This is a genomic window from Qipengyuania sp. L-5Y (assembly GCF_056859455.1).
Window position 1 is genome coordinate 26,090 of record NZ_JBSXOM010000028.1, and the last position, 23,571, is coordinate 49,660.

Consider the following 23,571-nt stretch of genomic DNA (forward strand, 5'->3'; position numbering starts at 1 on the left):
AGAACGAAAGGCGCGCGGGACTACTCGCGCGCTTTTTCGCGTCTGTCCCAGCGTAGCTTGAGCAGCAGTGTGCGCTGGATCGCCATGAAATTGTCGTCGGAAATCAGCCAGACGAACTGTCCGTCGTCGTCCGTGGTGACGGCAATGCCCTCGTAATTGTCGCGCGGGATCGCATTCCCGAATTCGGCGAGCAGGCGTGTGGGGATGGATCCATCGGCGTTGCGCCGGTCGATATCGATCTCGACAATCGCCGTCTCGAATCCCGGTGGGATTGACCAGGCAAGACGGCGCAGCAGGATCAGTGCCCGGCCGCCGCCGATCGGGGTGGCATCGACCGGGCTGTAACTTTGCGGAATGTCGATCAATACGCTTTGCGGGCGCTTGTCCTCGATAGGGTCGGTCGCAAATATCAGCGCTTCGTGCTGACGCCCCATCCAGCGCTGCGCACTCTCCTCGATCACCAGAAAGCGGCCATCGCTCAAGCGCGCAAGCGATTCGGCGCCGCCATTGCTTTCCCAATTACGCATCTGCAGTGGCCGGACTTCGGCATTTCGGCGATGGTCGGCATTGAAGCGGACGATGGCTTCGCGGAACTCGTATCCTCCCCATAGGATGCCGGAGCTCGGATCGATGGCCAGCGATTCCAGATCGCGGCTTTCTTTCGGGCCGTCATTCGCATCGTCGAACGAACTCAGGATTGCTGGCAGATTGCTACGGTCGGGACGGCCAAATATCAACTTCTGGCCGGTGTCGCTCCCGGCCAGGAAGCGCTTTCTATCCAGTACGACCAGCGCCGAAAAACCGCCGAACTGAGCCCTGTCGCCCGTCAGTTCCCACCCGGCCATCAAAGTGAATGGACCGCGCTGCGATTGCGTCACGTCGATCGGCTCGATGGTGGCGAGCCGCTGGAAATCCTGCGGGGGCTCGGCTGTACGAAGCCAGGTTCCGGGCACGATGGCCGCAGTCAGCAGGGCAGCCAGGACAAGACGCGTCGGGCGCATGGGAAAGGTGCTCTCCTGATTGCGCCGTTGTGCGCGTCACGCGCTCAGCGCATCGGTCCGGTGAACAGCAGCGGATCCAGCCGGGCATTGCGCCATTTCAGGCTCCAGTGCAGGTGCGGCCCGGTGGCGCGGCCGGACGAACCGACATCGCCGATATGTTGCCCCTGCCTGACGCGATCGCCTTCCTTCACATAGAGGCGCGAGGAGTGCAGGAACGCGCTGTTGAGCCCCTGTCCGTGATCGATAATCAGCAGATTGCCTTCCAGGCTATACCCTTCGACTGCCAGCACCACGACACCGTCTGCCGGGGCCACGTAGGGTACGCCATTGCCAGGCGCGATATCGATCCCGGAATGATAGCTGCCCGGTTCGCCGCGATACACCCGCTGCGAGCCGAACCGGCCCGAAATACGCCCCGTCACCGGCCAGATGAAATCCTGCGTCCAGCCGGTGCTGCCCGTGTCCTTCAACCGCGCATCCCAGATCGCGTCCAGTTCAGGCTGGCGGATCTTCATGAAAGCGGCCGACGCGCCGCCGGGCGTGCGCGCCGCATTTATATGCTCGATATTCCATGCCCGCGGCGCAATCGTAAGGGGGCTTTCGATCATGCGCCCATCGGCCAGCCGCGCTGTCAGCGTCATCGCTGCCGGCGCATCGCGATCGAAGGCGGCAAAGAACCGCCCCTCGTCGTCGAAGGTCAGCTTTTCCTCGCCCAGCTTCGCTTCCCTGGTCCCACCGGGCACGGTCCCGCGCATCCAGCCGCCCTGTTCCAGTTCGCCGTCGAAGGTAAACACGGCGGGCCGCGAGGGCGTGGGCGTCGGGGTAGGCGCAGGCGCGGGCGCGGCGCGCACCGGCTGCACCACTTCGGGCGATGCCGCCCTCTCCGGCCCTGCCGATGGCACACAGGCGGTCGCAAGCAGAAGAAGCGGCGCGACCCTTGCGTACCTCACGGCGCCAGCCGCTCCGTGGCGAGCTGGGCGCTGGCATAGGGCTCCTGATACTCCACCGACCAGTAGCGCAATTCGTCGAGCGCGATCGGCACCCCGCTCATCGCGCAGATGACGTGGCTTCCCGGGCGCAGCACCCGAAAGCCCGAAGGCCCGTACTGCAGCTTGGCCTCGCCATTCGAGGGCGAAGAATTCTTGTTCATCAACATGGCGCGAATCCTAGCAGGTCCACCTTAACCGAACAAATCTTCCTGCTTGGGGGCAGTTCCGGACCTTGCCGGCTTGCGACGCGGCGCAGTAGGCGCTGCCGCTCCGCCGGTCGACACGTCGAGATCGCCGTCGCGAAACTTCAGCGTCAGCGCCGCTTCCCTTGCCGCGCCCGCCCTGTCGGTGATGGTCCGGCCCTCCGCATCGGTTACCCGGACATAGCCGCGCGCCAGCGGGCGGTCGGGATGCAGTTGCTCCGCCAGCCGCCCCAGCGCCGCCAGCCGCTCGCGCCGTTCGGCCAGCGGACGTTCGACCAGCGCAGGCGCCAGCTTCTGTCCCGCCAGCGCACGCTGCGCCTCGCGCAGGTTGCGTTCCAGCACCGCAGGCGCAAGGCGAAGGTTGGACAGCCTCTCCCGCCCCTGGGCCGCACGGTCGCGCAGGCCCCGCCGCAGCCTCTCGGCCAGATCGTCGAGCCTTTGCGCATGCGGCTCTAACAGCGCCTCCCGTTTCGGCAGACGGTCGGCCCGTGCTTGCAGCCGCTCCCGGCCAAGCTGCACCGGGCGTAGGATCGCCCGCTTCTTGCGTGCCTCGAAATCCGCCAGCGCCGCAGCCAGTTCCGCGCGCACCGGCACTGCCATTTCGGCTGCCGCGGTGGGCGTCGGCGCGCGGCGATCCGCCGCATAGTCTGCCAGAGTGGTGTCGGTTTCATGCCCCACCGCGCTGATCGTGGGGATCGGACAATCGGCGATGGCGCGCACCACCACTTCCTCGTTGAAGCTCCACAGATCCTCGATCGAACCGCCTCCGCGCGCCACGATGACGAGGTCTGGCCGATCGGCATGGCCCTGTGGCAGGGCGGAAAACCCGCGCACCGCGCCTGCCACCTGTTCTGCCGCGCCCTGGCCCTGCACCAGCACCGGCCACACGATCACGCGGCTCGGGAAACGGTCTGCCAGCCGGTGGAGGATATCGCGGATCACCGCCCCCGTGGGCGATGTAACCACCCCGATGGTTCGCGGCAGATAGGGCACCGGCCGTTTGCGCGCGGGATCGAACAGCCCTTCCGCTTCGAGCCTTGCCTTGGTCTTTTCCAGCAGCGCCAGCAGCGCCCCTTCGCCGGCCAACTCCATCCGTTCGATCACGATCTGGTATTTCGAGCGCCCCGGATAGGTCGTGATCTTGCCCGTTGCCACGACTTCCAGCCCGTCTTCCGGGCGGAACGGCAGGCGCCCCGCATTGCCGCGCCACATCACCCCGTCGAGCACGGCGTTCTCGTCCTTGAGCGCGCAGTACATATGCCCGCTCGCGGCCCGCTTCACGCCCGACAATTCGCCGCGCAGCCGCACGAAGCCGAACCGGTCTTCCACCGTTCGCTTGAGCGCCTGCGATATTTCGCTCACCGTCAGCGGCTCGGCGTTGTCGCCTGCGTAGGGCTTCGCTACCAAGCTCGCATCATCTGAATCTGACGGGAAATCGGCGGTCATGAATATCCTTTTGCTCGGCAGTGGCGGGCGCGAACATGCTCTTGGCTGGAAACTGGCGCAATCGCCGCTGTGCGACAAGCTGTGGGCGGCGCCCGGCAACCCGGGCATAGCACAGCTTGCCGAATGCACATCCCTCGATGCGACCGATCACGATGCCGTCATCGCCTTCGCGAAGGACAATGCCATCGGCCTCGTCGTGATCGGCCCCGAAGCACCGCTGGTCGACGGGCTGGCCGATTCGCTGCGCGCGGCCGGGATCGATACCTTCGGCCCCTCGAAACAGGCCGCCCAGCTCGAAGGGAGCAAGGGTTTCACCAAGGAATTGTGCCAGCGCGCCGGCATCCCCACCGCGCGGTATGAACGCTGCACCTCGCTGGAGGCGGCATGGGGCGCCCTCAAGCGGTTCAAGCCGCCCTTCGTGCTCAAGGCCGACGGTCTCGCTGCAGGCAAGGGCGTGGTCATCGCCGAAACATACGAACAGGCGCAGGAAGCGCTGGGTGAAATGTTCGATGGCAGGTTCGGCAGCGCCGGCAGCGAAGTGGTGATCGAACAGTTTCTTACCGGCGAGGAAGCCAGCTTCTTCGCGCTGACCGACGGCACGGCCATCGTCCCCATCGGCACTGCGCAGGATCACAAGCGCGTGGGCGAAGGCGACACCGGCCCCAATACCGGCGGCATGGGCGCCTATTCCCCCGCCCCCGTCCTGACCGATGCCCTGCAGGCGCAGGTCATGCGCGAGATCGTAGAGCCGACCGTGCGTACCATGGCAGCCGAAGGCACGCCCTATTCCGGCGTGCTCTATGCCGGCCTGATGCTCACGAAAGACGGCCCCCAACTGATCGAATACAATGCCCGCTTCGGCGATCCGGAATGCCAGGTGCTGATGATGCGGCTGGAAAGCGATCTCGTCGAACTGATGCAGGCCTGCGCGCAAGGGCGGCTGGCCGAGGTCGACGCGCCCAAACTGTCCGATGATTTCGCGCTGACGGTGGTCATGGCGGCCGAAGGCTATCCCGATACGCCGAAAAAGGGCGGCCGGATCGATCTTGGCGAGGCCGAGGCCAATGGCGCCAGGGTCTTCCACGCGGGCACGAAGCTGGATGGCGATACGCTGACCAGCAGCGGCGGCCGCGTCCTCAACGTAACCACCCGCGGCACCAGCGCCACCGAAGCGCAGGCCAGAGCCTATGCCGCCGTGGACGCCATCGACTTTGCCGACGGCTTCTGCCGCCGCGACATCGGCCAGCGCGAGGTGCGGCGGGAGCGTGCGTGAAAATGAATTGGCCGACGCTACGAGGCTCGAGCGTCGGCCAACTCTTGAGCAGTCGACAATTCGCTACAGGTTTTTGCACTCGTAGCATAGCGGCTTGCCACCGGTGCCCGAACGACGATTCTCGCGTTCGATGTTGTTCCCGGTATTGCAGTTCGTATCGTTGTGATGGACATTCGACTTGATCGAATGCCACGCAGCAACCTTGGCCATAATAATATGTCCTTCTATCGAAGAGGCCTTGACCGGTTGCAAGCGACAACACATTGTGCAGTCGCTCTCGTAAGGAGCACCGCGCCGGACGGCCCCATGGCCCCGGCAAGCGATCGGGCCGGTTTCCTCAAGGGAATCGGTCCTTTCGCTGTCCATTGCTCAATTTGCAGCGCTGATTAACGAGTCGCAACCCACAACCCCCTGTGGATTGTGGGGAGATGTGGGGTTGCGTAGCATGGATGAGTTCGATTCAAAGGATCGACTCATCGAGAAAGCTGGACTTTTGCGCTCTGCGGAGCACGGTCATAATTTCCGTGGAAAAATTGTTTTCCACAGGCGATCGCGTGCTTGGGACTGCTCACCCGTTAAGAATCGCCGAAATGCTTAGCGGGGCTCCTCAGCCCAGCTTATCGGCCATCAGCGCTTTCAGATCCACTTCCGGCCGCGCGCCGTAGTGCGAGATGATTTCGGCGGCGCAGATCGAGCCCATGCGCAGGCAGGTCTCTAGGTTTTCGCCGCGGGCATGGCCGGTTAGGAAGCCTGCCGCAAAAAGGTCGCCTGCACCGGTGGTGTCGATCACCTTTTCGACCGGCTCGGCGTTCACTTCGGCGCGCTGGCCATTGGCGATACCGACGGCGCCCTTGGCGCTGCGGGTCGCGACCAGCACCGGGATCTTGCCGTCGAGCGCGGCGAGGCCTGCTTCGAACTCGCTTTCGCCCGTCAGCGTCGCCAGTTCGGTTTCGTTGACGAACATGATGTCGATCAGGCCTTCCTCGATCATCTTGCGGAAATCATCGCCATGGCGATCGATCACGAAGCTTTCCGAAGCGGTGAAGGCGACCTTGCGGCCGGCCTTGCGCGCAACCTCGATCGCGCGGCGCATTGCGCTGCGCGGCTCTTCCGGGTCCCACAGATAGCCTTCGAGATAGAGAATGCCCGCACTGGCGATGAGCTCGTCGTCGAGCGCCGCAGGCGGCAGGAACTGGCTGGCGCCGAGGAAAGTGTTCATCGTGCGCTCGCCATCGGGCGTCACGAAGATGAGGCAGCGTGCGGTCGAGGGCTGGCCGTCGCGCGATGGCGTATCGAAATCGATACCGACGGCGCGGATGTCGTGCGTGAACACATCGCCCAGCTGGTCCTTGGCTACCTGGCCCACGAAGGCGCACTGGGCACCCAGCGCGCTCATGCCCGCCAGCGTGTTCGCTGCCGAACCGCCCGAAATTTCCCGCGCCGGGCCCATCGCTTCGTAAAGCCGCTGCGCGCCGTCTTCGTCCACCAGCGTCATCCCGCCCTTGTTCAGATCGAGTTCGTCGATCAGTTCTTCGGTGCAGGGGGACATTACGTCGACGATGGCATTGCCGATGGCGATCACGTCGTAGCGGGGTTCGGTCATGGATACTCCGGGAGGGATTTCGGTATGTCGGGCGCCGTTAGCGGTTCGTCGCCCGCGCGCCAAGGGCGGCGTTGACTTGGAACGGCGGCGCGCGCATCCCCCGCTTCGCATGAATTCGCTGCCTGCCGCCCTCGCCCTGTCGCTACGCCAGCTCGGCGACCGGGCGATCCTCGGCGTCCTGTTCAAGACCGCCTTGATAACGCTCGGCATTTTTCTTGCCGGCGGCGCGGCGCTTTATGTCGGTGTGGAACGGGCGATCGACAGTTTCACCCAGGCCGATACATCCGCATTCGGTGCCCTTGTCGCTGCGGCCGGCATGATCATCGCGGGCTGGTTCCTGTTTCGCGTGGTCGCTCTGTTCGTCCTGCAGTTTTTCGCCGAAGACGTCGTGCGCGCGGTAGAGGCGAAACATTATCCGCACGCCGCGCATGGCGTACGCGACATCCCTTTCACCGAAGACGTCGGCAATGCGCTGCGCTCGCTGGTGCGCACCGTGCTGGCCAATGCTGCGGCTTTGCCGGTCGCCGCGCTGCTGCTTTTCACCGGGATCGGCGCCGCCGCCGTGTTCTGGGCGGTGAACGCCTTCCTGATCGGGCGCGAATTGCGCGACATGGTCTGGATCAGGCACCGCAGCGATCCAGCCGAAAGCGCCCCCATGGGCGGCGTGAACCGCTTCCTGCTCGGCGGTGTCGTGGTCGCGCTCCTCGCTGTCCCTTTCATCAACCTGCTCGCCCCGATAATAGGCGCTGCCGCCGCGACCCACATGGTCCACCGCGCCCGACAGAGAGTTCCGAATGCGTAAATCTGCCCTTCTCCTGCTCCCCCTTCTCGGTGCCTGCGTCAGCACGCCCTCACCCTCTGGCCCCGGCCCGTCGCGTCCATCCGCCGGCACGCCGCCGCAGCAGGTACGCCCCGCGCCGACGACGCGGGCCTTCCGCGCACCGCGCATCATGAACATGCCAGGGCTGGAAAATGTCATCGGGAAGAATGAAACCGCGCTCGCCAATCTCTTCGGCGCACCGCGGCTCAATGTGAAGGAAGGCGACGCGAGGAAACTGCAGTTCGCCGGCGATGCCTGCGTGCTCGACGTCTATCTCTACCCGCTTCAACCGCGCGGAGAACCCAGCGCCACCTATGTCGATGCCCGGCGGGCAAGCGACGGCATCGATGTGGACCGCGCCGCCTGTGTGCGGGCGCTCAGGCGGTAGGGACCGAATTGCGTACGGCTGGGACGCCGCGCTCCGGCCGCAGACGCCGGTAGCGATTTACCCGGTCATCAGACCATGAAGCTCTCGCCGCAGCCGCAAGCGCCCTTGGCATTGGGATTTTCGAACACGAAGCCGGCGGTGAAATCGTCTTCCACCCAGTCCATCGTGCTCCCGATCAGATAGAGGACGCTGGCGCCGTCGATGTAGAACACACCGCCGGGGGTCTCGATCTTCTCGTCGAATTTGGTTTCCTCGCTGACGTAGTCGACCGAATAGGCCAGACCTGAACAGCCGCGGCGCGGGGTCGACAGCTTCACGCCGATCGCATCTTCGGGGGCCTTGGCCATCAGATCGGCAACGCGCTGCTCGGCGGCGGCGGTCAGGATAACAGCGGCCTTCGGTGCGGGGCGGGTTTTCGTTTCGGTGTCGCTCATAGCATTCCTAACTCCAGCCGCGCCTCGTCGGTCATCTTGTCCGGGCCCCAGGGCGGATCCCAGACCAGATTGACTTCGGCATCGCGGACGCCCGGCACGCTGGCAGCGCGCAGTTCGACTTCGCCCGGCATGGTTTCGGCCACCGGGCAGTGCGGCGTGGTCAGCGTCATGGTGACGGTCACGTCGCTTTCGTCATCGACCTCGACGCCGTAGATCAGCCCCAGATCGTAGATGTTCACCGGGATTTCCGGATCGTAGATTTCCTTGAGCGCGGAGATCACGGCCTCGTACAGATCGCCGCCGGGCGCACCTGCGGGCACGTTCTCCGGCTTTTTCTGCAGGAACCCCTCCAGATAATCGCGCTTGCGTTCCATCGTCTCGCGCGGGGATTCTTCCGTATCGACGGCATCCTCCACCCGCGCACGCGGGGGCTTGCCGCCTGCATTGTCGGCAGGCGCCACATCGCCCGGCAGGGGGGCTGCGATGAAATCAGTATCGGTATTCGTTTCTTCGCTCATCCGAAGATCCTCTGGGTACGTTCGATGCCGCGCAGCAGGGCAGCAATGTCGCTTTCGTCGGAATACAGCCCGAAGCTTGCGCGGGCGGTGGCGGGGACGCCGAGATGGTCCATCAGCGGCTGCGCACAGTGATGTCCGGCCCGGATTGCGACATGTTCTTCGTCCAATATGGTGCCCAGATCGTGCGGGTGAACCCCCTCCATCGCAAAGCTGACGATGCCGGCGCTCTCTTCCGGCCCGAACAGACGGATCGAATTGTGTGCAGACAGTGCTTCACGCAGCGTTCGGGCGAGCTGACGCTCGTGATCATACGCTTGATCGACACCCATATCATCGATGTATTCGATCGCCGCATGCAGGGCGATCGCTTCCGTGATCATCGGCGTGCCGGCCTCGAACCGCTGCGGAGGCGGGGCGTAAGTGGTCTTTTCGAAGGTCACGCGGTCGATCATCGCCCCGCCGCCCTGCCACGGGGGCATGCCATCCAGGATCTCTTCGCGCGCCCACAGCACGCCGATTCCGGTGGGTCCGTAGATCTTGTGTCCGGAAAAAGCGTAGAAATCACAATCGATTGCGGCCATGTCGAGCGTCATGCGCGGCGCCGCCTGGCATCCATCCAGCATCAGCTTCGCACCGACCGAATGCACCAGATCCGCCGCCGCCCGCGCATCGAGCACGCTGCCAAGGACGTTGGAAACATGTGCCAGCGAAACCAGCTTGGTTCGCGGCGTGAGGATCGCCTCGAGCGCACCGAGGTCGATCTGGCCGTCTTCCGTCAGCGGACAGACATCGATCTGCGCCCCCGTACGCTCCGCCACCATCTGCCAGGGTACGATGTTGGAATGATGCTCGAGCGTGGACAACACAATCCGGTCGCCTTCGCCGATATTCACCATGCCCCAGCTTGCAGCGACAAGGTTGATCGCTTCTGTCGCACCGCGCACGAAGACCACTTCGTTCTCGCTTTTCGCGCCGATGAACTGCGCAATCCGCCGCCGGGCGGATTCGTAGCCGAGCGTCATCTGCGCGCTGCGCCCGTATACGCCGCGATGAACCGTGGCATAGTCGACGCCGAGCGCGCGGCTCATCGCATCAACCACCACCTGCGGCTTTTGCGCAGACGCCGCCGTATCGAGATAGTGCCAAGGCTCGCCATCGGCCGTGACGAGTCCCGGGAAATCGGCCTTGCGGGAAAGGACGGCTGTATCGCTCACAGGTACTTGTCCACCTTGTCGAGCGCGACTTTCATCAACTCCTCGCGCTTCGCCTCATCCGCCAGCGACACCAGCGCATCGCCAAGAAATGCCTGCACCAGCAGACGGCGAGCCACATCGGGCGAAAGCCCCCGCGCCGCCATATAGAAGCGGGCCGTTTCATCGAGCTGGCCGACACTGGCGCCATGCGCGCACTTCACATCGTCGGCAAAGATCTCGAGCTGCGGCACGGCGTTCACGCTGGCGCCCTTTTCCAGCAGCAAACCTTTGAAATCCTGCGCTGCATCGGTCTTCTGCGCATCGCGAACCACATCGATATTGCCAAGGAAATTCCCGGTGCCATGTCCCCAGTGCACACTGCGCACGGTCTGGTTGCTGGTCGCTTCGGGCTGGGCATGGGTGGTACGCGTGACGAATTCGCGCACCGTGTCGCGCCCGCCAACGGTAATCCCGCCGAATTCGAAATGTGCGCCCTTGTTCAAGGTCACTTCGATTTCGAGGCGGGCGTATTCGGCCGAGGCAAGCACGGCGAACAGTTCACACGTCGCGCCCTCGCCGACGGTCACGCGCCAACGATGCAATTCCGTCGGGTCGCTGGCGCCGTCGGCAATCACCAGTATCTCGCGAAAGCTATCGCCAGCCTCGACTTTGATCTCGCGCCAGTCGTCCAGTGCCTCGCCCTGCAGCCTCTCGACAGCGGAATAGCGCCAGGCTTCATCCTTGCGGGTAGGAAGGGTTGCAGTCGTCACGATTTGGTCCTTTCCGCGGCCAGTCGGGCGATGGCCGCGTCTTCGTATTCGTCGAGACAAGGCTTGGTCCCGGCCAGCATCGCGTTGAACTTATCGCGCTTTTCCAGGCGGGATGCGTCGGAAGACATCAGCTTGTCGATCCGCGGCTCCAGCGGCTTGATGCAGGTCAGCATGCCCCCGCACCGGATTGCATCGAGCTGCTTGTCGCCCGTGCTTTCCTTCGTGCGACACATGAGCCGCCCATTCTCTTTCGTGACGCCGCCCTTCCACGTCTTCAGCTTCTCGCCGATGACGACGATCTGGTCATCGACAGGGTCGGCCGATGGCGCTGCGTCCTGTGCATGCGCGGCGCCGGCCATCAGCATCAGTATGATTGCAATGTTTTTCACGCCGCGACCGCCTCATACCCCTCGGCCTCGAGCTTCTGCGCGAGCTCGGGTCCGCCAGTCGTGACGATCCGGCCGCCTGCGAGAATATGCACCTTGGCCGGTGTCACGTAATCGAGCAGTCGCTGATAGTGGGTGATCAGCAGCACCGCTTTCTCCGGCGAACGCATGATCGCGTTGATGCCGTCCCCGACAACGCGCAGCGCATCGATATCCAGTCCGCTGTCTGTTTCGTCCAGCACTGCGAACCTGGGATCGAGAATGCCCATCTGCACCATCTCGGCGCGCTTCTTTTCGCCGCCCGAGAAGCCGACATTCACATGGCGCTTGAGCATTTCCGGATCGAGCTTGAGCAGCGCGGCCTTGTCCTTGGCCAGCTTGAGGAATTCACCACCCGTAAGCGGCTCTTCGCCCCGCGCCTTGCGCTGCGAATTGAGCGCCTCGCGCAGGAATTGCAGGTTGGAGACGCCGGGTATCTCGACCGGGTACTGAAAGCCCAGGAACAGGCCGGCTGCGGCGCGTTCGTGCGGCTCCATATCAAGCAGATCGATCCCGTTGAATTCTACGGATCCCTGCGTAACCTCGTAACCCGGGCGTCCGCCCAGCACATACGCCAGCGTGGATTTGCCCGCGCCATTGGGGCCCATGATCGCGTGGACTTCGCCCGCGGGCACTTCCAGCGAAAGGCCGTTGAGAATGGTCTTGCCGTCGATTTCGGCGTGAAGATTTTCTATTTTCAGCATGTTACTTCCTGTCGTCTCGACGCGGGGCGCGGGGGCGCCGGGGTGTCGGTCCGTATTTCGATTGATGAGCGCGGCGCGCCGTTTCCTTGTCGCGGTAGCGAGCATTCATGGCACCGAAGATCGGCTGCATCGCAGCTTCCACGTCCTCGAGGATAGTTGCGGCTGGTATCCGCAGCATTTCGATGCCGACGCTGGCGAGGCTCTTGTCGCGGCGCTTGGCCAGTGCATCGTTCTGGTCTTCCTCGTCGATCGCTATAGCGAGGCCAAGTGGGTGCGATACGAAATCGAGGATCGCCGAGCCGACCACGGTGTGGCGTGAAAACTTGTATTTCCCGAAATCTTCCTTTGCGAAACGAGCCGCCAGCGCCTTGTGCGCAGGAGAGGAATGCCGGCGCATTTCGCGGGCGCGGTCGTGCAGCGCATCGAGCCGCTTTTCGGAGATTTCCCAACCGCGACCCTTCTTCTTGATCGCAGGCGCTTCGTCGCTGACCTCTGAGGGATCGCGAAGCTGGAGAGTTTTGCGTTCGGTCACCCCACGCTCCCTTCGAGAGAAATCGCCAGCAGCTTTTGCGCTTCGACTGCAAATTCCATCGGCAGTTCTTTCAGCACGTCCTTGGCGAAACCGTTGACGATCAGCGCCATGGCCTCCTCGTCATCGAGGCCGCGCTGCATTGCATAGAACAGCTGGTCGTCGCTGATCTTGCTGGTGGTCGCCTCGTGCTCAATCTGCGCACCGGGGTTCTTCACCTCGATGTAGGGCACGGTGTGTGCGCCGCACTGGTCGCCGATCAGCAAGCTGTCGCATTCCGTGCGGTTGCGCACGCCGTCGGCATTGGCCGCCACGCGCACCAACCCGCGATAGGTGTTGTTCGACTTGCCCGCCGAGATGCCCTTGGAGATGATCGTCGAACGGCTGCCCTTGCCGTTGTGGATCATCTTGGTGCCGGTGTCGGCCTGCTGGTAATTGTTCGTCACCGCGACCGAGTAGAATTCGCCCACGCTGTCCTCGCCGTTGAGAACGCAGCTGGGATATTTCCACGTCACTGCGCTGCCGGTTTCGACCTGCGTCCAGCTGATCTTGGACCGCGCGCCCTGGCAGAGGCCGCGCTTGGTGACGAAATTGTAGATCCCGCCCTTGCCCTCGGCATTGCCGGGATACCAGTTCTGGACGGTCGAATACTTGATCTCGGCATCTTCCAGCGCGACCAGTTCGACCACGGCAGCATGCAGCTGGTTCTCGTCCCGCATTGGTGCGGTGCAGCCTTCGAGATAGCTCACGTAACTGCCCTTTTCGGCGATTATCAGCGTGCGTTCGAACTGGCCGGTATTTTCGGCATTGATCCGGAAATAGGTGCTGAGTTCCATCGGGCAGCGCACGCCTTCAGGCACATAGACGAAGGTGCCATCGGAAAAGACCGCACAGTTGAGCGTCGCGAAGAAATTGTCATGCTGAGGCACGACCTTGCCCAGCCATTTCTTCACCAGTTCGGGATATTCCTTGATGGCTTCGCTGATCGACAGGAAGATGACGCCAGCCTTCTTCAGCTCTTCGCGGAAGGTGGTGGCGACAGACACGCTGTCGAACACTGCATCGACCGCGACCTTGCGCGCGCCCTCGACACCGGCAAGCACTTCCTGCTCCGCCACAGGTATGCCGAGCTTGTCGTAAACCGCCTTGATGTCCGGATCGAGCTCGTCGAGCGAGGCGAGCTTTTCCTTCTTTTTCGGTGCCGCGTAGTAATAGGCGTCCTGGTAATCGATGGCCGGATAGCCGAGCTTGGCCCAGTCCGGCTCTTCCATTTCCTGCCACAGACGAAACGCTTTCAGCCGCCAGTCGAGCATCCACTCCGGCTCGCCCTTCTTGGCGCTGATGAACCGGACGGTGTCTTCACTAAGGCCCTTTTCGGCGAATTCAGTGTCGATTTCAGCCGACCAGCCATGTTCGTATTCGGCGGCCTTTTCGGCAGCTTCCTTCGCTTCGCGATCCTGAATGTCGATATTTTCGCTCATGCAATCTCTCTTGTGCGGGCCAGCTGGGTCAGCGGAATCGCCGCCAGCGCGCCTCGCAACGCTTCGTTGACGACCGGCCAGTGAGGTTTGACTGTGCAGTCATGTTCGACAGAACAGTCCGTGCCTTCGACGCAGGCGGTCAGTGCGATTGGCCCTTCGACCGCCTCGACGATGTCGGCAACGGTAATCGCCGCAGCAGGCCGCGCCAGTTGCAGCCCGCCGCCGGCACCGCGCGTGGATCGCAGCAGCCCTGCAGCCGACAGCTTGCTTACCAGCTTCTGCACCGTCGGAACCGGCAATCCGGTCTCGGCGGCCAGCTCTGCCGCACTGGTGCGTGCACCGCCACAATGGCGGGCAGCGGCACTCATCGTGACCACGGCATAATCGGCAAGGTTAGAAAGGCGCATATCAAATCGGACCAAATCGTTCCGATTGGTCAGCTAAGAGGCTTGCCTGGCCATTTCAACGGAAAACGCCTTGCTGCGAGTCGTTATCAATCGTCCCCATCGCGAGGTGGCGCATTCCCCGTGCGCGCGGTCGCGGCGAACGGATCGAGCGGCGTCAGGCCATCAGGGCCCAGCAGATAATTGGCAAACGATCCTGCATTCTGCTGAAGACCCTTGGGGGTGAGCCCGGTAAAGTAGCGGATTTCCTTGATCATATGCGCCTGATCGTAAAACGCGGCCTGGATACCCGTTTCGATCGGTTCGGGAATGTCGGGCCGCAGCATATGGGCTGCCGCGCGAATGGCGCGGAACCGGCGGGCGAGCCTGACCGGCGATTGCCCGAAAAACCGCGCTACCAGCCGTTGTGCCTGGCGTTTCGAATAGGGCAGCGTCGCATAAAGGTCATTGATGTCCGGACGGATCGAGCTTGCCAGCCATTCGACTGTTCTTTGAATTACGGCCATCTGCCTGTTCGGCAGCGGAGTCAGCGCCTTTCTGGCAACATCGCACATGGCGCCCGCCAATCCCGCGTCGTCCAGCGTCCCCGCGTGCCAATGCGGTATCAGCGCTGTCAGCTCGTCGCCCAGTCGTTCGCCCAGAACGTAGTCGGGTTCGAGGAAGCGATCCTGATGTTCGTCTACCGCCAGGCCTGTCAGCGTAGCCCAGCCCAGATGGTTCAGCGAAAGCCCGCATACGAACGCCGGGCCATCAACCACGATTCGCCGCGACTCGCCCATCGGGGCAAGGAAACTGGCCACGCCGGCATCTTCCAGATCCGTTGAGCCGAACTGCATCCGCCCGCGTCCTTGTGCGATCACAACCATCTGACCTGAATAGGCCGGTATGTGATCGTCGATCACGGTTTCCGCGGTACGCCAGACATATATCCCGTTCAGATAAGGCGCGAGATCAGTCGGCAGATCGAGATATTCGAGCGAGTGCGAAGGGTCGTCTTTTTGCAGTCGCGACAATACCTTCCCCCCGAAGTCCCAACTTTGCGGCCCCCTCGTATAATTACGCAGACGGGCTGCAATTCGTAATCACACCACTGTGCGAGGCGCCACCAAATATGGAAGCGGGCGAAAAAAAGGGGGTAGCCCGTTAGGGCTACCCCTTTGAAGTCGAGAACTCGTTGCAGAAATGCTCCGAGCCCTTCGGGTCGCAAGGATGTGTTAGATCGAATCTCCGCGCGTTGATTGTATGCAAGCGACAGACCTTCCCGAAGCGGCCCACTTTTTCTCGGATTCGGCGCCCGCCAAGGTTCATGAAGCGTCTCGACATGATATCTGCGCCGCGCCATGGCGCAGGGCATGATATTCGATCTGGCCCGCCCACTGCTCTTCAAGATTGATCCCGAGCTTGCCCACCGCCTTACTGTGCGGGCGCTTGCCGTTTCGCCCCGGGCCGGTCCGCCAAATACAGGCCCCCTCGCAGTCGAGGTGGCAGGGCTGCAGTTTCCCAATCCGCTCGGAATGGCTGCGGGATTCGACAAGGATGCGGAAGTACCCGACCAGCTCTTGGGTCTGGGTTTCGGATTTGCCGAAGTCGGCTCGATCACGCCTCGTCCGCAAGCTGGCAACCCCAAGCCGCGGCTGTTCCGGCTGGTGGAAGATCGGGCAGTGATCAACCGGATGGGCTTCAACAATCGCGGAGCCGATGTTGCCGAAACCCGGCTCGCCAGACGATCGGAACGCCCTGGCATCGTTGGCATCAATATCGGCGCCAACAAAGACAGCGAGGACCGGATCGCCGATTACGAAGTCATGGCGCTAACCATGGCGCCGTATGCCTCCTATCTCGCGGTCAACATATCGAGCCCAAATACGCCGGGCCTACGGGCATTGCAGGACGAAAATGCCTTATCCGGCCTGCTGGATGCCGTGATCGATGCGCGCGGCGCGAATACCGTGCCCATTTTCCTCAAGGTGGCGCCGGATCTGGAGGCAGCCGATATCGACGCCATTTCGCGGATCGCGATCGACAAGGGGCTCGGCGCTCTGATCGTGTCCAACACAACCATTTCGCGGCCCATCCTCCAATCGCGGCAGGCTGGTGAAACCGGCGGGTTGTCCGGCGCCCCCCTGCGTGACCTTGCCCAGCAGCGGTTGCGCGATTTCCGCCGGGCCACCGGTGGGGCCGTGCCGCTCATCGGTGTCGGCGGCATTGCCGATGCAGCCGACGCCTGGGCCCGCATTCGCGCCGGCGCCAGTCTCGTCCAGCTCTACAGCGCGATGGTCTTCGAGGGGCCGGGGCTACCGCGCAGAATTCTGAAGGGTATGGAGCAATTGATGCAGCGCGACGGCTTCGCTTCAATTGCCGAAGCGGTCGGAAGCGAATAGCACCATGCGCATGACCAGAACCCTATCCGCATCGCTACTCGCGCTGGCGCTTGCCGCCTGCACGACGAATACTCCGCTTTCTTCGACGTCTACGGACGCGCCTCGCAGTCTGGCTGGCGCTGTATCGGCCGCCGACCCACGCGCTCAGGCAGCGGGTGAAGAGATGCTCGCCCGTGGCGGCAGCGCAACCGACGCGGCAATCGCGGTCATGCTGGCATTGGGCGTCGTCGAGCCGCAGAGTTCGGGCATCGGCGGCGGCGGGTTCATGGTCCGCGGTACGGCAGACGGGTCGGTCGGCACGTTCGATGGCCGTGAAACTGCGCCTGCCAGCGCCACGCCCGATTGGTTTCTGGATGAAAACGGTCAGTTACCGCCCTTCATCGAATCGGTACGCAGCGGATTATCCGTTGGGGTACCAGGCAATATCGCTTTGGCCGCCAAAGCACATGCCGCCTACGGAAAGCTGCCCTGGGCTAGCCTGTTCGAGCCCGCGATAAAGCTCGCGAGGCAGGGTTTCGAAATGAACCCGCGCCTGAACGGAATGCTCGAGTCGGCCAGGAACCGCTCCGCACACTCGGCACAGGCGCGCAGTATTTTCTTCGATGCCGAAGGTCAGCCCCTGCCGGTGGGCACCGTTGTGAGAAACGAACAGCTTGCGCAGACGCTTGAGACGATCGCCAGGGGTGGCCGTGAAGCCTTCTATTCAGGAGACACGGCCCGCGCGATCGCAACGACCGTCGCCAGCGATACGCCGCATACTGATGCGATGACCTACAGCGATGTCACCTCTTATGACGCGAAAGCGCGCGACGCCGTGTGCGGAAGCTATCGCGAGTACCGCGTCTGCACCATGGGGCCGCCGACCTCGGGCGGGGTGGCCGTGCTGCAGATGCTCGGTCAGCTTGAGCGTTTCGATCTTTCCGCGCTCGGGCCGCGCAATCCCGTCACGTGGCACCTCTTCGTGGAATCCCAGCGGCTCGCCTATGCGGACCGCGAACTTTATCTTGCCGATACCGATTACGTGTCGGTGCCAGTGTCCGGCCTGCTAGCACCCGATTACATTGCCAAGCGCAGTGCGCTGATCCACGAGCGCGGCACGCTTGCCCAAGCCGTTGCGGGCGTGCCTGTCGGCGCATCGACCGCATTGGCGGATGGCGACGAACCCGAAGAACACGGGACCACGCATTTCGCTGTGGTCGATGCCGACAATACCATGGTCAGCTATACGTCGACTGTGGAAGGGCCGTTCGGATCGGGCCTGATGGTGGGCGGATTCTTTCTGAACAACGAGCTCACCGATTTCAGCCGTTCGCCCGAGATTGACGGCAAGTTGGTCGCCAATCGCGTGGAAGGCGGCAAACGCCCGCGCAGTTCCATGTCCCCGACAGTGGTTTGGGATCCGCAAGGCAGGCCATTCCTCGCGATCGGCGCTGCGGGCGGCAGTACCATCCCCGTCCAGACGGCACGTAGCATCATCGGCGCGATCGATTTTGGCTTATCGGCAGAGGAGATGCTCGGCCTGCCGTTCATCATGGCCTATGGCGACCGTGTTATGCTCGAAAAGGGTACTTGGCTGGAAGGCGCACAGGCTGCGTTCCGATCACTGGGCCACAAGGATGTGTTTCTTCAAGAAGCGCCAGTCAAAGGCGGCGCCGTCTTATTTGGAGCGTCCGGGTGGCAGTCCGCGCGTGACCCGCGTCTTGCGGGGCAGATCGAGGCACCCTGACACTGGTGCAGACCAACTTGCCGATGTCATGGCAGGGGCCTAAGCCCGGCACATTGTTAAATAATAACGTGCGTTGAGGAGCCTGCCGTGCTGTCGGATATCGATTCCGCCAACAATCTGGTCGAACTTTTCCTGAAACGTGCTGACGAAAAGGGCGATCTGCCTTTTCTCGGCGCAAAATTGGGCGGGGTGTGGCAAACGACAAGCTGGAGCGCAGCAGCCGAGCAAGTTTGTCTGTTGGCGGAAAGCTTGCGGGAACTGGGCCTGAAGAATGGCGACCGCATCTGTCTCGTCGCCGAGAACCGGCCCGAATGGTGCATCGCAGACTTGGCCATCATGGCGGCGGGGTGCATCACCGTCCCGACATACATCACCAACACAGAACGCGATCACGTTCATATTCTCGACAATTCAGGTGCCAAGGCGGTCATCGTCTCGACCGAAAAACTGCTGAGGCCGCTCCACGGTGCCTTGCAGGCGACGGGCGTCGCTGAACACGTCATCGGCATAGATGATCTGCACCGTCAGCAGTCCGGGAGCTTCGCCTATCACAAATGGGATCGCATGCTCGAGGGCGATGCAATCGCGGCGCGCCGGGCGGTAGATGAGAGGATCTCACGGATTGGGCGCGGTGATACCGCATGTATCATCTATACGAGCGGCACGGGCGGAGCGCCGCGCGGCGTCATGCAGCACCATGGCGCAATCCTGTGCAATGTCGCTGGCGCGGCCGAAATTCTCATGGAGGATTTCGGGATCGAGCAAGACGAGCGCTTCTTATCCTTCCTGCCACTGAGCCACGCCTATGAACATTCTGGCGGCCAGTTCTTGCCCATCGCGGTCGGCGCCCAGATTTACTATTCCGAAGGACTGGAAAAGCTCGCCAGCAATATCGAGGAAACGCGCCCGACCATCATGGTTGTCGTTCCGCGCCTGTTCGAGGTCTTGCGCACCCGAATACTCAAGCAGGTTCAGAAGCAGGGTGGCCTTGCCGAAAAGCTCATGAACACAGCTCTCGAGGTCGGCGAACGCCGCGCTGCGGGTAATCCGAAATTCGGCGACCAATTGAAGGATTTCGCGGTCGCCCGTTTGTTGAAACCCAAAATCCGCAAGCGTTTCGGGGGTCGCATGAAAGCGATGGTGTCCGGTGGCGCGCCGCTCAACCCCGACGTCGGGATATTCTTCGAATCGATGGGGCTGACCATGCTTCAGGGCTATGGGCAAACCGAAGCAGGGCCTGTCATAAGCTGCAACCGGCCCGCCGCCGGCATTGCCATGCATTCCGTCGGCCCGGCTCTGCGCGGAGTAGAGATCAAGATCGCAGAGGATGGAGAAATCCTTTGCCGCGGCGAACTCGTCATGCATGGATACTGGCAGAACGAAGGCGAAACTGCGCGGACGATCCAGGATGGCTGGCTGCACACCGGCGATATCGGACACCTCGACGACAAAGGCCGGATTGTCATTACCGACCGCAAGAAAGACATGATCGTCAACGACAAGGGTGACAATATCGCGCCGCAAAAGGTCGAGGGCATGCTGACGTTGCAGCCCGAAATCGGTCAGGCAATGGTGGCCGGCGACAGAAAGCCATACATTGTCGGCCTGATTGTGCCCGACGCGGAGTGGACGCTTGAATGGTGCCAGGCCCAAGGCAAGCAGTTCGATTGCAAGCAACTTCAAGAACTGCCTGAATATCGTAATGCTGTGCGCGCTGCTGTGGACCGTGTTAACAAGGATTTATCGGTCGTGGAGAAGGTGCGCCAATTCGCTTTTGCCGACGAGCCTTTCACCATCGAGAACGAAGAAATGACACCCTCGATGAAAATCCGTCGCCATAAGATCAAGGAACGTTATGGCGAACGGATGGATCGCCTGTATCGCGCGTGAGGTGCGAAACCAGTTCGGCAGCAAGAGGCGGTCGGTGCGTAGTGATCTACGCTGTCGGTCGCCCCTGATTTCTGAGGATCTCAAGCGGCTTCTTCGATAAACTCCGGGTAGAAGCTTGGTTCGCGGTCGCTCCATCCAGGAGCAGTCGCCGCGGCTTCGCTGATACTTTGCAACAGCATCTTGCGCCGGTCCGGCCGGATTTGCGGCAGCGCGGCAGCGGCACAAAACGCACTTGGCAGCCACGGCCGCGCATCGGCCGAAATCAGCCGTTCGTATAGAAAGCGAAACGCCGAAAAACTGTCTATGCGCTCTTGCGCCAGGTCGAACGCCGCGACGCGCGTCAGTTTGCCGACAAACCCTTCGATGCTGTCGAAACCCGACTGCTCCGGGATGGATTGCCGTAACGCCTTGAGTTCTTGGTAAGCGACATACTGGCTGCGTATGGCCGCATTTTCACCTGCGTTGCGACCCCATATGCGGAACGCGTCGCAGCGACCCAGTCCGATATCGAGGCTGCGGCGGATGTAACGCTGTTCGGCGGCGGTAAAGCCGGCAAACTCGCGCATTTCGGCAATGGTCAGCGATGCGGTTCCCGTGACAGCCATGATGGCGTTCCCCCTGTTACAAGAAAGAGTTTCACCCAAGATGGTTAACAAGCGGTTTGCGCAGTCGAAATTTCACCGCATCGTGCCCCCGGTTGTGACGCATGGCGTGCGCTTTGAAGACGAGGAAGGGGTTCACCTTTGAAAAGGTCAGTTCCGCAGGGCAGCCCTTCTCGTGTTAGATAAGGCCCGCGAGCGGGCTCGACGGGTCGGCATATTTGCGGGTGCCCATGCGCCCGGCAAGATAGGCGTCGCGGCCCGCTTCGACCGCCAGTTTCATGGCACGGGCCATGCGGATGGGATCCTTGGCTTCGGCAATCGCCGTGTTCATGAGGACGCCGTCACAGCCAAGTTCCATCGCCACTGCGGCATCAGAGGCAGTGCCGACACCAGCATCCACCAGCACCGGAACGTTTGCGCCTTCCTTGATCAGGCGAATGGTCACGCGGTTCTGAATGCCCAACCCGGATCCGATTGGTGCACCCAGCGGCATGACCGCAACTGCACCGGCATCTTCCAGCTGTTTGGCCGCAATAGGATCGTCGACGCAGTAGACCATGGGCAGAAAACCGTCCTTGGCGAGCGTCTCGGTCGCAGTGAGAGTTTCGCGCATATTCGGATAAAGGGTGCGCGCTTCGCCAAGCACTTCCAGCTTCACCAGATCCCAACCGCCCGCTTCCCGCGCCAGGCGCAGAGTACGGATTGCGTCATCGGCGTTGAAACAACCGGCCGTATTGGGGAGATAAGTGACCTTCTTGGGATCGATATAATCCGTGAGCATCGGCGCCTTCGGATCGCTGACATTGACCCGACGAACGGCGACGGTAACGATTTCGGCGCCCGAGGCTTCCAGCGCGGCGGCGTTCTGTTCGAAATCGCGGTATTTCCCGGTTCCGACGATGAGACGGCTGGTAAAGGTGCGCCCCGCGACGGTCCAGCTGTCGCTTTGCGGTTCGACGCCTTGGCCGCCGCCGACGAAGTGCACGATTTCCAGATTATCGCCTGAGGCAATAGTGTGCACGCCCAGTTCGCTGCGCGGCGCAATCGTCCCATTATGTTCGACCGCGACCTTTGCGGGATCGAGATCGAGCTCACGCACGAGTTCGGCGATGGTGGTAGCGGCAGTTCGGCGGGTTTCGCCATTTACGGTCAGGGCAATCATGCCGCCCGACTTAGTCCCCGCAGCGATCCTTGCAAGCGGCGGAATGAACATGACGCAGATTGAGTATGTGACCAAGCGACACGAGCGCCACGCCGATGATCGTCAAAACGGCTTCCTTGATGCCATGCGGAACGGCCAGCGCACCGCCCATGAAGGTCAGGCCCGTCATCGCGACCACAAAGGGTGCGGCGACCCGATGCCGCACCGCGCCCCAGCCAATGGCAACACCGGCAATGAGGGTCGCAGCGACGAGACCGATCCGATGGACATCGGGCGCAAAGAATAACTCGCCCCCGATGCCGAAGGCCGACACAAGCAGGATCGAGAGCACGCAATGCACCGCACATGCCGCGGAAAGAAAGATCCCGGCACGGTCAAGCCTCCGACGAATCGGCGAGATTGCGCGTTGCAACATGACATTGCAGTTATGTTATGGTGTATCCTATTTCAAGGGAAACCGTCCGGGCCCGGCATCTTTCCTGTCGTTTGCACGAACCGAGCGAACACTTTCCCTATTTGCGCTTGCACTGCGCGAATGGCGGAACCAGAGACGCTAGCCATGTCCAAGATTAGCAAGCATGCGCGCCCGAATGCGTTGGCCACCTGGCTCTTCATCGTTGCAGCCATGGTGATTCTGATGGTTGCGGTGGGCGGCATTACGCGCCTGACCGAAAGCGGGCTGTCGATCACGCAATGGAAGCCGATCACCGGTGCGATCCCGCCGCTTTCGGAAACCGCGTGGCAGACGGAATTCGACCTCTACAAGGCGACGGGCGAATACAAGAACGTGACCGGACCAGCGGGAATGGATCTGGAGGCGTTCAAGTTCATATTCTTCTGGGAATGGTTCCATCGTCTTCTTGGCCGCCTGATCGGTCTCGCGTTTGCGCTCCCGCTCGCGTGGTTCTGGGTCAAGCAGGCGATTCCCTCTGGATATAAGTGGCGGCTCGTTGCTTTGCTGGCATTGGGCGGTCTGCAGGGGGTGTTCGGCTGGTTCATGGTGCGCAGCGGCCTTGCCGGTACGATGACCGATGTGAGCCACTTCTGGCTTTCGATTCATTTGCTGACTGCATTCTTCACGCTTGGGGGGCTGGTCTGGACTGCGCTCGACCTCAAACGACTCGCTCACGGCCAGCGGAAACCATCCCGGTGGACCGGCATGGCCAGCGTCGTCGGCGCCATCCTGTTCGTCCAGTTACTTCTCGGGGCCTGGGTCGCCGGCCTCAATGCCGGACTGGCATCGGACACCTGGCCGCTGATGCAAGGTCGCCTCGTTCCAGAATTCGACAGTTCTCACGGAGCATTCTGGGCAGTCACGCATGACCCCTTCCTGCTCCACTTTCTCCACCGCTGGTGGGCCTGGATCGCGCTTGTCGCACTGATCGTCCTGGCGAGAAAAGTGAAGCCGGTGGAGCGGAAGGCTTCCGTCGCGATACAGGCGGTCGTGGGAACGCAGATCATTCTCGGGATCATCACGGTTCTCACTGGCGTCGCCCTCTGGGTTGCCGTGGCGCATCAGGTAGTGGGCGCCTTGCTAGTGGCGAGCTTCGCATGGGGCGTTCATGCGTTGGGCAGACGCACCTGACGGCGAATTATGCCCGCCAATAGTGGCTGGGCATTACTCTCCTG

The 23,571-nt window shown here is 62.3% G+C and carries 26 protein-coding genes; 7 read left to right on the forward strand and 19 right to left on the reverse strand.

What is annotated here, in order from left to right:
• Positions 1-20: 20 nt before the first annotated feature.
• Genes AC13F2_RS07560 through xseA form a run of 4 tightly spaced genes read right to left on the reverse strand, consistent with a single transcriptional unit; the run spans position 21 to position 3,639 of the window.
• Positions 21-1,001 (reverse strand): esterase-like activity of phytase family protein, encoded by a 981-nt coding sequence (locus AC13F2_RS07560; RefSeq protein ID WP_482964986.1) that lies wholly within the window; start codon positions 999-1,001, stop codon positions 21-23.
• A gap of 44 nt (positions 1,002-1,045) precedes the next feature.
• Positions 1,046-1,951, reverse strand: coding sequence for a M23 family metallopeptidase (locus tag AC13F2_RS07565; RefSeq protein WP_482964987.1), 906 nt, complete (start codon positions 1,949-1,951; stop codon positions 1,046-1,048).
• Positions 1,948-2,157 (reverse strand): DUF2093 domain-containing protein, encoded by a 210-nt coding sequence (locus AC13F2_RS07570; RefSeq protein WP_196847237.1) that lies wholly within the window; start codon positions 2,155-2,157, stop codon positions 1,948-1,950. Before AC13F2_RS07570 ends, AC13F2_RS07565 begins: the two co-directional genes overlap by 4 nt.
• Before the next feature lie 24 nt (positions 2,158-2,181).
• On the reverse strand, positions 2,182-3,639 hold the full coding sequence (xseA, locus tag AC13F2_RS07575; RefSeq protein ID WP_482964988.1) for an exodeoxyribonuclease VII large subunit: 1,458 nt from the start codon (positions 3,637-3,639) through the stop codon (positions 2,182-2,184).
• Between xseA and purD the strand changes: the two genes are divergently transcribed.
• Positions 3,638-4,912, forward strand: coding sequence for a phosphoribosylamine--glycine ligase (gene purD, locus AC13F2_RS07580; RefSeq protein ID WP_482964989.1), 1,275 nt, complete (start codon positions 3,638-3,640; stop codon positions 4,910-4,912). The two genes, xseA and purD, sit on opposite strands and share 2 nt — an antisense overlap.
• A 63-nt stretch (positions 4,913-4,975) precedes the next feature.
• On the opposite strand, the gene AC13F2_RS07585 is transcribed toward purD, so the two are convergent.
• Positions 4,976-5,122, reverse strand: coding sequence for a hypothetical protein (locus tag AC13F2_RS07585; RefSeq protein ID WP_482964990.1), 147 nt, complete (start codon positions 5,120-5,122; stop codon positions 4,976-4,978).
• A gap of 397 nt (positions 5,123-5,519) precedes the next feature.
• On the reverse strand, positions 5,520-6,515 hold the full coding sequence (locus tag AC13F2_RS07590) for an adenosine kinase (RefSeq protein ID WP_222826921.1): 996 nt from the start codon (positions 6,513-6,515) through the stop codon (positions 5,520-5,522).
• A 109-nt stretch (positions 6,516-6,624) separates the two neighbouring features.
• On the opposite strand from AC13F2_RS07590, the gene AC13F2_RS07595 reads away from it, so the two are divergent.
• Complete coding sequence (locus AC13F2_RS07595; RefSeq protein ID WP_375245641.1) at positions 6,625-7,317, forward strand: EI24 domain-containing protein; 693 nt, start codon at positions 6,625-6,627, stop codon at positions 7,315-7,317.
• Entirely contained in the window at positions 7,310-7,723 is a 414-nt protein-coding gene (locus AC13F2_RS07600; protein WP_482964991.1) for a hypothetical protein, read from the forward strand. The genes AC13F2_RS07595 and AC13F2_RS07600 overlap by 8 nt, the downstream gene beginning before the upstream one ends.
• A 68-nt stretch (positions 7,724-7,791) precedes the next feature.
• Here AC13F2_RS07600 and AC13F2_RS07605 read toward each other — a convergent pair whose 3' ends face one another.
• The 10 genes from AC13F2_RS07605 to AC13F2_RS07650 form a co-directional block, all read right to left on the reverse strand.
• On the reverse strand, positions 7,792-8,157 hold the full coding sequence (locus AC13F2_RS07605) for a HesB/IscA family protein (RefSeq protein WP_103024774.1): 366 nt from the start codon (positions 8,155-8,157) through the stop codon (positions 7,792-7,794).
• Positions 8,154-8,675 carry an SUF system Fe-S cluster assembly protein gene (locus tag AC13F2_RS07610; protein ID WP_196847243.1) on the reverse strand — a complete coding sequence of 174 codons (522 nt, stop codon included), beginning with the start codon at positions 8,673-8,675 and terminating at the stop codon, positions 8,154-8,156. Before AC13F2_RS07610 ends, AC13F2_RS07605 begins: the two co-directional genes overlap by 4 nt.
• Entirely contained in the window at positions 8,672-9,889 is a 1,218-nt protein-coding gene (locus AC13F2_RS07615) for a cysteine desulfurase (protein WP_482964992.1), read from the reverse strand. Before AC13F2_RS07615 ends, AC13F2_RS07610 begins: the two co-directional genes overlap by 4 nt.
• On the reverse strand, positions 9,886-10,638 hold the full coding sequence (locus tag AC13F2_RS07620; protein WP_482964993.1) for a SufD family Fe-S cluster assembly protein: 753 nt from the start codon (positions 10,636-10,638) through the stop codon (positions 9,886-9,888). The genes AC13F2_RS07615 and AC13F2_RS07620 overlap by 4 nt, the downstream gene beginning before the upstream one ends.
• The gene (locus tag AC13F2_RS07625; RefSeq protein ID WP_196847245.1) at positions 10,635-11,027 is read right to left on the reverse strand and encodes a hypothetical protein; all 393 of its coding nucleotides are present in this window, start codon (positions 11,025-11,027) and stop codon (positions 10,635-10,637) included. Before AC13F2_RS07625 ends, AC13F2_RS07620 begins: the two co-directional genes overlap by 4 nt.
• On the reverse strand, positions 11,024-11,767 hold the full coding sequence (gene sufC / locus AC13F2_RS07630) for a Fe-S cluster assembly ATPase SufC (protein ID WP_221596731.1): 744 nt from the start codon (positions 11,765-11,767) through the stop codon (positions 11,024-11,026). Before sufC ends, AC13F2_RS07625 begins: the two co-directional genes overlap by 4 nt.
• A 1-nt stretch (position 11,768) precedes the next feature.
• Complete coding sequence (locus tag AC13F2_RS07635; RefSeq protein WP_482964994.1) at positions 11,769-12,299, reverse strand: DUF559 domain-containing protein; 531 nt, start codon at positions 12,297-12,299, stop codon at positions 11,769-11,771.
• Positions 12,296-13,777 carry a Fe-S cluster assembly protein SufB gene (gene sufB / locus AC13F2_RS07640; protein ID WP_103024768.1) on the reverse strand — a complete coding sequence of 494 codons (1,482 nt, stop codon included), beginning with the start codon at positions 13,775-13,777 and terminating at the stop codon, positions 12,296-12,298. Before sufB ends, AC13F2_RS07635 begins: the two co-directional genes overlap by 4 nt.
• Positions 13,774-14,184: an SUF system Fe-S cluster assembly regulator gene (locus tag AC13F2_RS07645; RefSeq protein WP_196847973.1), complete on the reverse strand. Its 411-nt coding sequence runs from the start codon at positions 14,182-14,184 to the stop codon at positions 13,774-13,776. Before AC13F2_RS07645 ends, sufB begins: the two co-directional genes overlap by 4 nt.
• An 86-nt stretch (positions 14,185-14,270) precedes the next feature.
• Entirely contained in the window at positions 14,271-15,194 is a 924-nt protein-coding gene (locus AC13F2_RS07650) for a helix-turn-helix domain-containing protein (RefSeq protein ID WP_482964995.1), read from the reverse strand.
• Between the two features lie 339 nt (positions 15,195-15,533).
• Here AC13F2_RS07650 and AC13F2_RS07655 point away from each other — a divergent pair, with 339 nt between their 5' ends.
• From AC13F2_RS07655 to AC13F2_RS07665, 3 genes are all read left to right on the forward strand, one after another.
• Positions 15,534-16,562: a quinone-dependent dihydroorotate dehydrogenase gene (locus tag AC13F2_RS07655; RefSeq protein ID WP_482964996.1), complete on the forward strand. Its 1,029-nt coding sequence runs from the start codon at positions 15,534-15,536 to the stop codon at positions 16,560-16,562.
• Between the two features lie 10 nt (positions 16,563-16,572).
• The gene (gene ggt, locus AC13F2_RS07660; protein WP_482964997.1) at positions 16,573-18,288 is read left to right on the forward strand and encodes a gamma-glutamyltransferase; all 1,716 of its coding nucleotides are present in this window, start codon (positions 16,573-16,575) and stop codon (positions 18,286-18,288) included.
• Between the two features lie 87 nt (positions 18,289-18,375).
• Positions 18,376-20,178 carry an AMP-dependent synthetase/ligase gene (locus tag AC13F2_RS07665; RefSeq protein WP_196847251.1) on the forward strand — a complete coding sequence of 601 codons (1,803 nt, stop codon included), beginning with the start codon at positions 18,376-18,378 and terminating at the stop codon, positions 20,176-20,178.
• An 80-nt stretch (positions 20,179-20,258) separates the two neighbouring features.
• On the opposite strand, the gene AC13F2_RS07670 is transcribed toward AC13F2_RS07665, so the two are convergent.
• The 3 genes from AC13F2_RS07670 to AC13F2_RS07680 form a co-directional block, all read right to left on the reverse strand.
• The gene (locus AC13F2_RS07670; protein ID WP_103024763.1) at positions 20,259-20,783 is read right to left on the reverse strand and encodes a hypothetical protein; all 525 of its coding nucleotides are present in this window, start codon (positions 20,781-20,783) and stop codon (positions 20,259-20,261) included.
• Positions 20,784-20,958: 175 nt separating this feature from the next.
• Positions 20,959-21,942 carry a sulfur carrier protein ThiS gene (gene thiS / locus AC13F2_RS07675; protein WP_482964998.1) on the reverse strand — a complete coding sequence of 328 codons (984 nt, stop codon included), beginning with the start codon at positions 21,940-21,942 and terminating at the stop codon, positions 20,959-20,961.
• Between the two features lie 10 nt (positions 21,943-21,952).
• Positions 21,953-22,357 (reverse strand): MerC domain-containing protein, encoded by a 405-nt coding sequence (locus AC13F2_RS07680; protein ID WP_103024761.1) that lies wholly within the window; start codon positions 22,355-22,357, stop codon positions 21,953-21,955.
• Positions 22,358-22,501: 144 nt separating this feature from the next.
• Between AC13F2_RS07680 and AC13F2_RS07685 the strand changes: the two genes are divergently transcribed.
• Positions 22,502-23,527 carry a COX15/CtaA family protein gene (locus tag AC13F2_RS07685; RefSeq protein ID WP_103024760.1) on the forward strand — a complete coding sequence of 342 codons (1,026 nt, stop codon included), beginning with the start codon at positions 22,502-22,504 and terminating at the stop codon, positions 23,525-23,527.
• Positions 23,528-23,571 lie beyond the last annotated feature (44 nt).

Bases quoted from the DNA above. Each gene is read 5' to 3' on its own strand.
- AC13F2_RS07600 (WP_482964991.1), top strand. From the start codon at position 7,310: ATGCGTAAATCTGCCCTTCTCCTGCTCCCCCTTCTCGGTGCCTGCGTC.
- sufC (WP_221596731.1), bottom strand. From the start codon at position 11,767: ATGCTGAAAATAGAAAATCTTCACGCCGAAATCGACGGCAAGACCATT.
- AC13F2_RS07685 (WP_103024760.1), top strand. From the start codon at position 22,502: ATGTCCAAGATTAGCAAGCATGCGCGCCCGAATGCGTTGGCCACCTGG.
- AC13F2_RS07655 (WP_482964996.1), top strand. From the start codon at position 15,534: ATGATATTCGATCTGGCCCGCCCACTGCTCTTCAAGATTGATCCCGAG.
- purD (WP_482964989.1), top strand. From the start codon at position 3,638: ATGAATATCCTTTTGCTCGGCAGTGGCGGGCGCGAACATGCTCTTGGC.
- AC13F2_RS07605 (WP_103024774.1), bottom strand. From the start codon at position 8,157: ATGAGCGACACCGAAACGAAAACCCGCCCCGCACCGAAGGCCGCTGTT.
- AC13F2_RS07610 (WP_196847243.1), bottom strand. From the start codon at position 8,675: ATGAGCGAAGAAACGAATACCGATACTGATTTCATCGCAGCCCCCCTG.
- AC13F2_RS07645 (WP_196847973.1), bottom strand. From the start codon at position 14,184: ATGCGCCTTTCTAACCTTGCCGATTATGCCGTGGTCACGATGAGTGCC.
- AC13F2_RS07560 (WP_482964986.1), bottom strand. From the start codon at position 1,001: ATGCGCCCGACGCGTCTTGTCCTGGCTGCCCTGCTGACTGCGGCCATC.
- xseA (WP_482964988.1), bottom strand. From the start codon at position 3,639: ATGACCGCCGATTTCCCGTCAGATTCAGATGATGCGAGCTTGGTAGCG.
- sufB (WP_103024768.1), bottom strand. From the start codon at position 13,777: ATGAGCGAAAATATCGACATTCAGGATCGCGAAGCGAAGGAAGCTGCC.
- ggt (WP_482964997.1), top strand. From the start codon at position 16,573: ATGACCAGAACCCTATCCGCATCGCTACTCGCGCTGGCGCTTGCCGCC.
- AC13F2_RS07595 (WP_375245641.1), top strand. From the start codon at position 6,625: ATGAATTCGCTGCCTGCCGCCCTCGCCCTGTCGCTACGCCAGCTCGGC.
- thiS (WP_482964998.1), bottom strand. From the start codon at position 21,942: ATGATTGCCCTGACCGTAAATGGCGAAACCCGCCGAACTGCCGCTACC.
- AC13F2_RS07590 (WP_222826921.1), bottom strand. From the start codon at position 6,515: ATGACCGAACCCCGCTACGACGTGATCGCCATCGGCAATGCCATCGTC.
- AC13F2_RS07570 (WP_196847237.1), bottom strand. From the start codon at position 2,157: ATGTTGATGAACAAGAATTCTTCGCCCTCGAATGGCGAGGCCAAGCTG.
- AC13F2_RS07585 (WP_482964990.1), bottom strand. From the start codon at position 5,122: ATGGCCAAGGTTGCTGCGTGGCATTCGATCAAGTCGAATGTCCATCAC.
- AC13F2_RS07680 (WP_103024761.1), bottom strand. From the start codon at position 22,357: ATGTTGCAACGCGCAATCTCGCCGATTCGTCGGAGGCTTGACCGTGCC.
- AC13F2_RS07670 (WP_103024763.1), bottom strand. From the start codon at position 20,783: ATGGCTGTCACGGGAACCGCATCGCTGACCATTGCCGAAATGCGCGAG.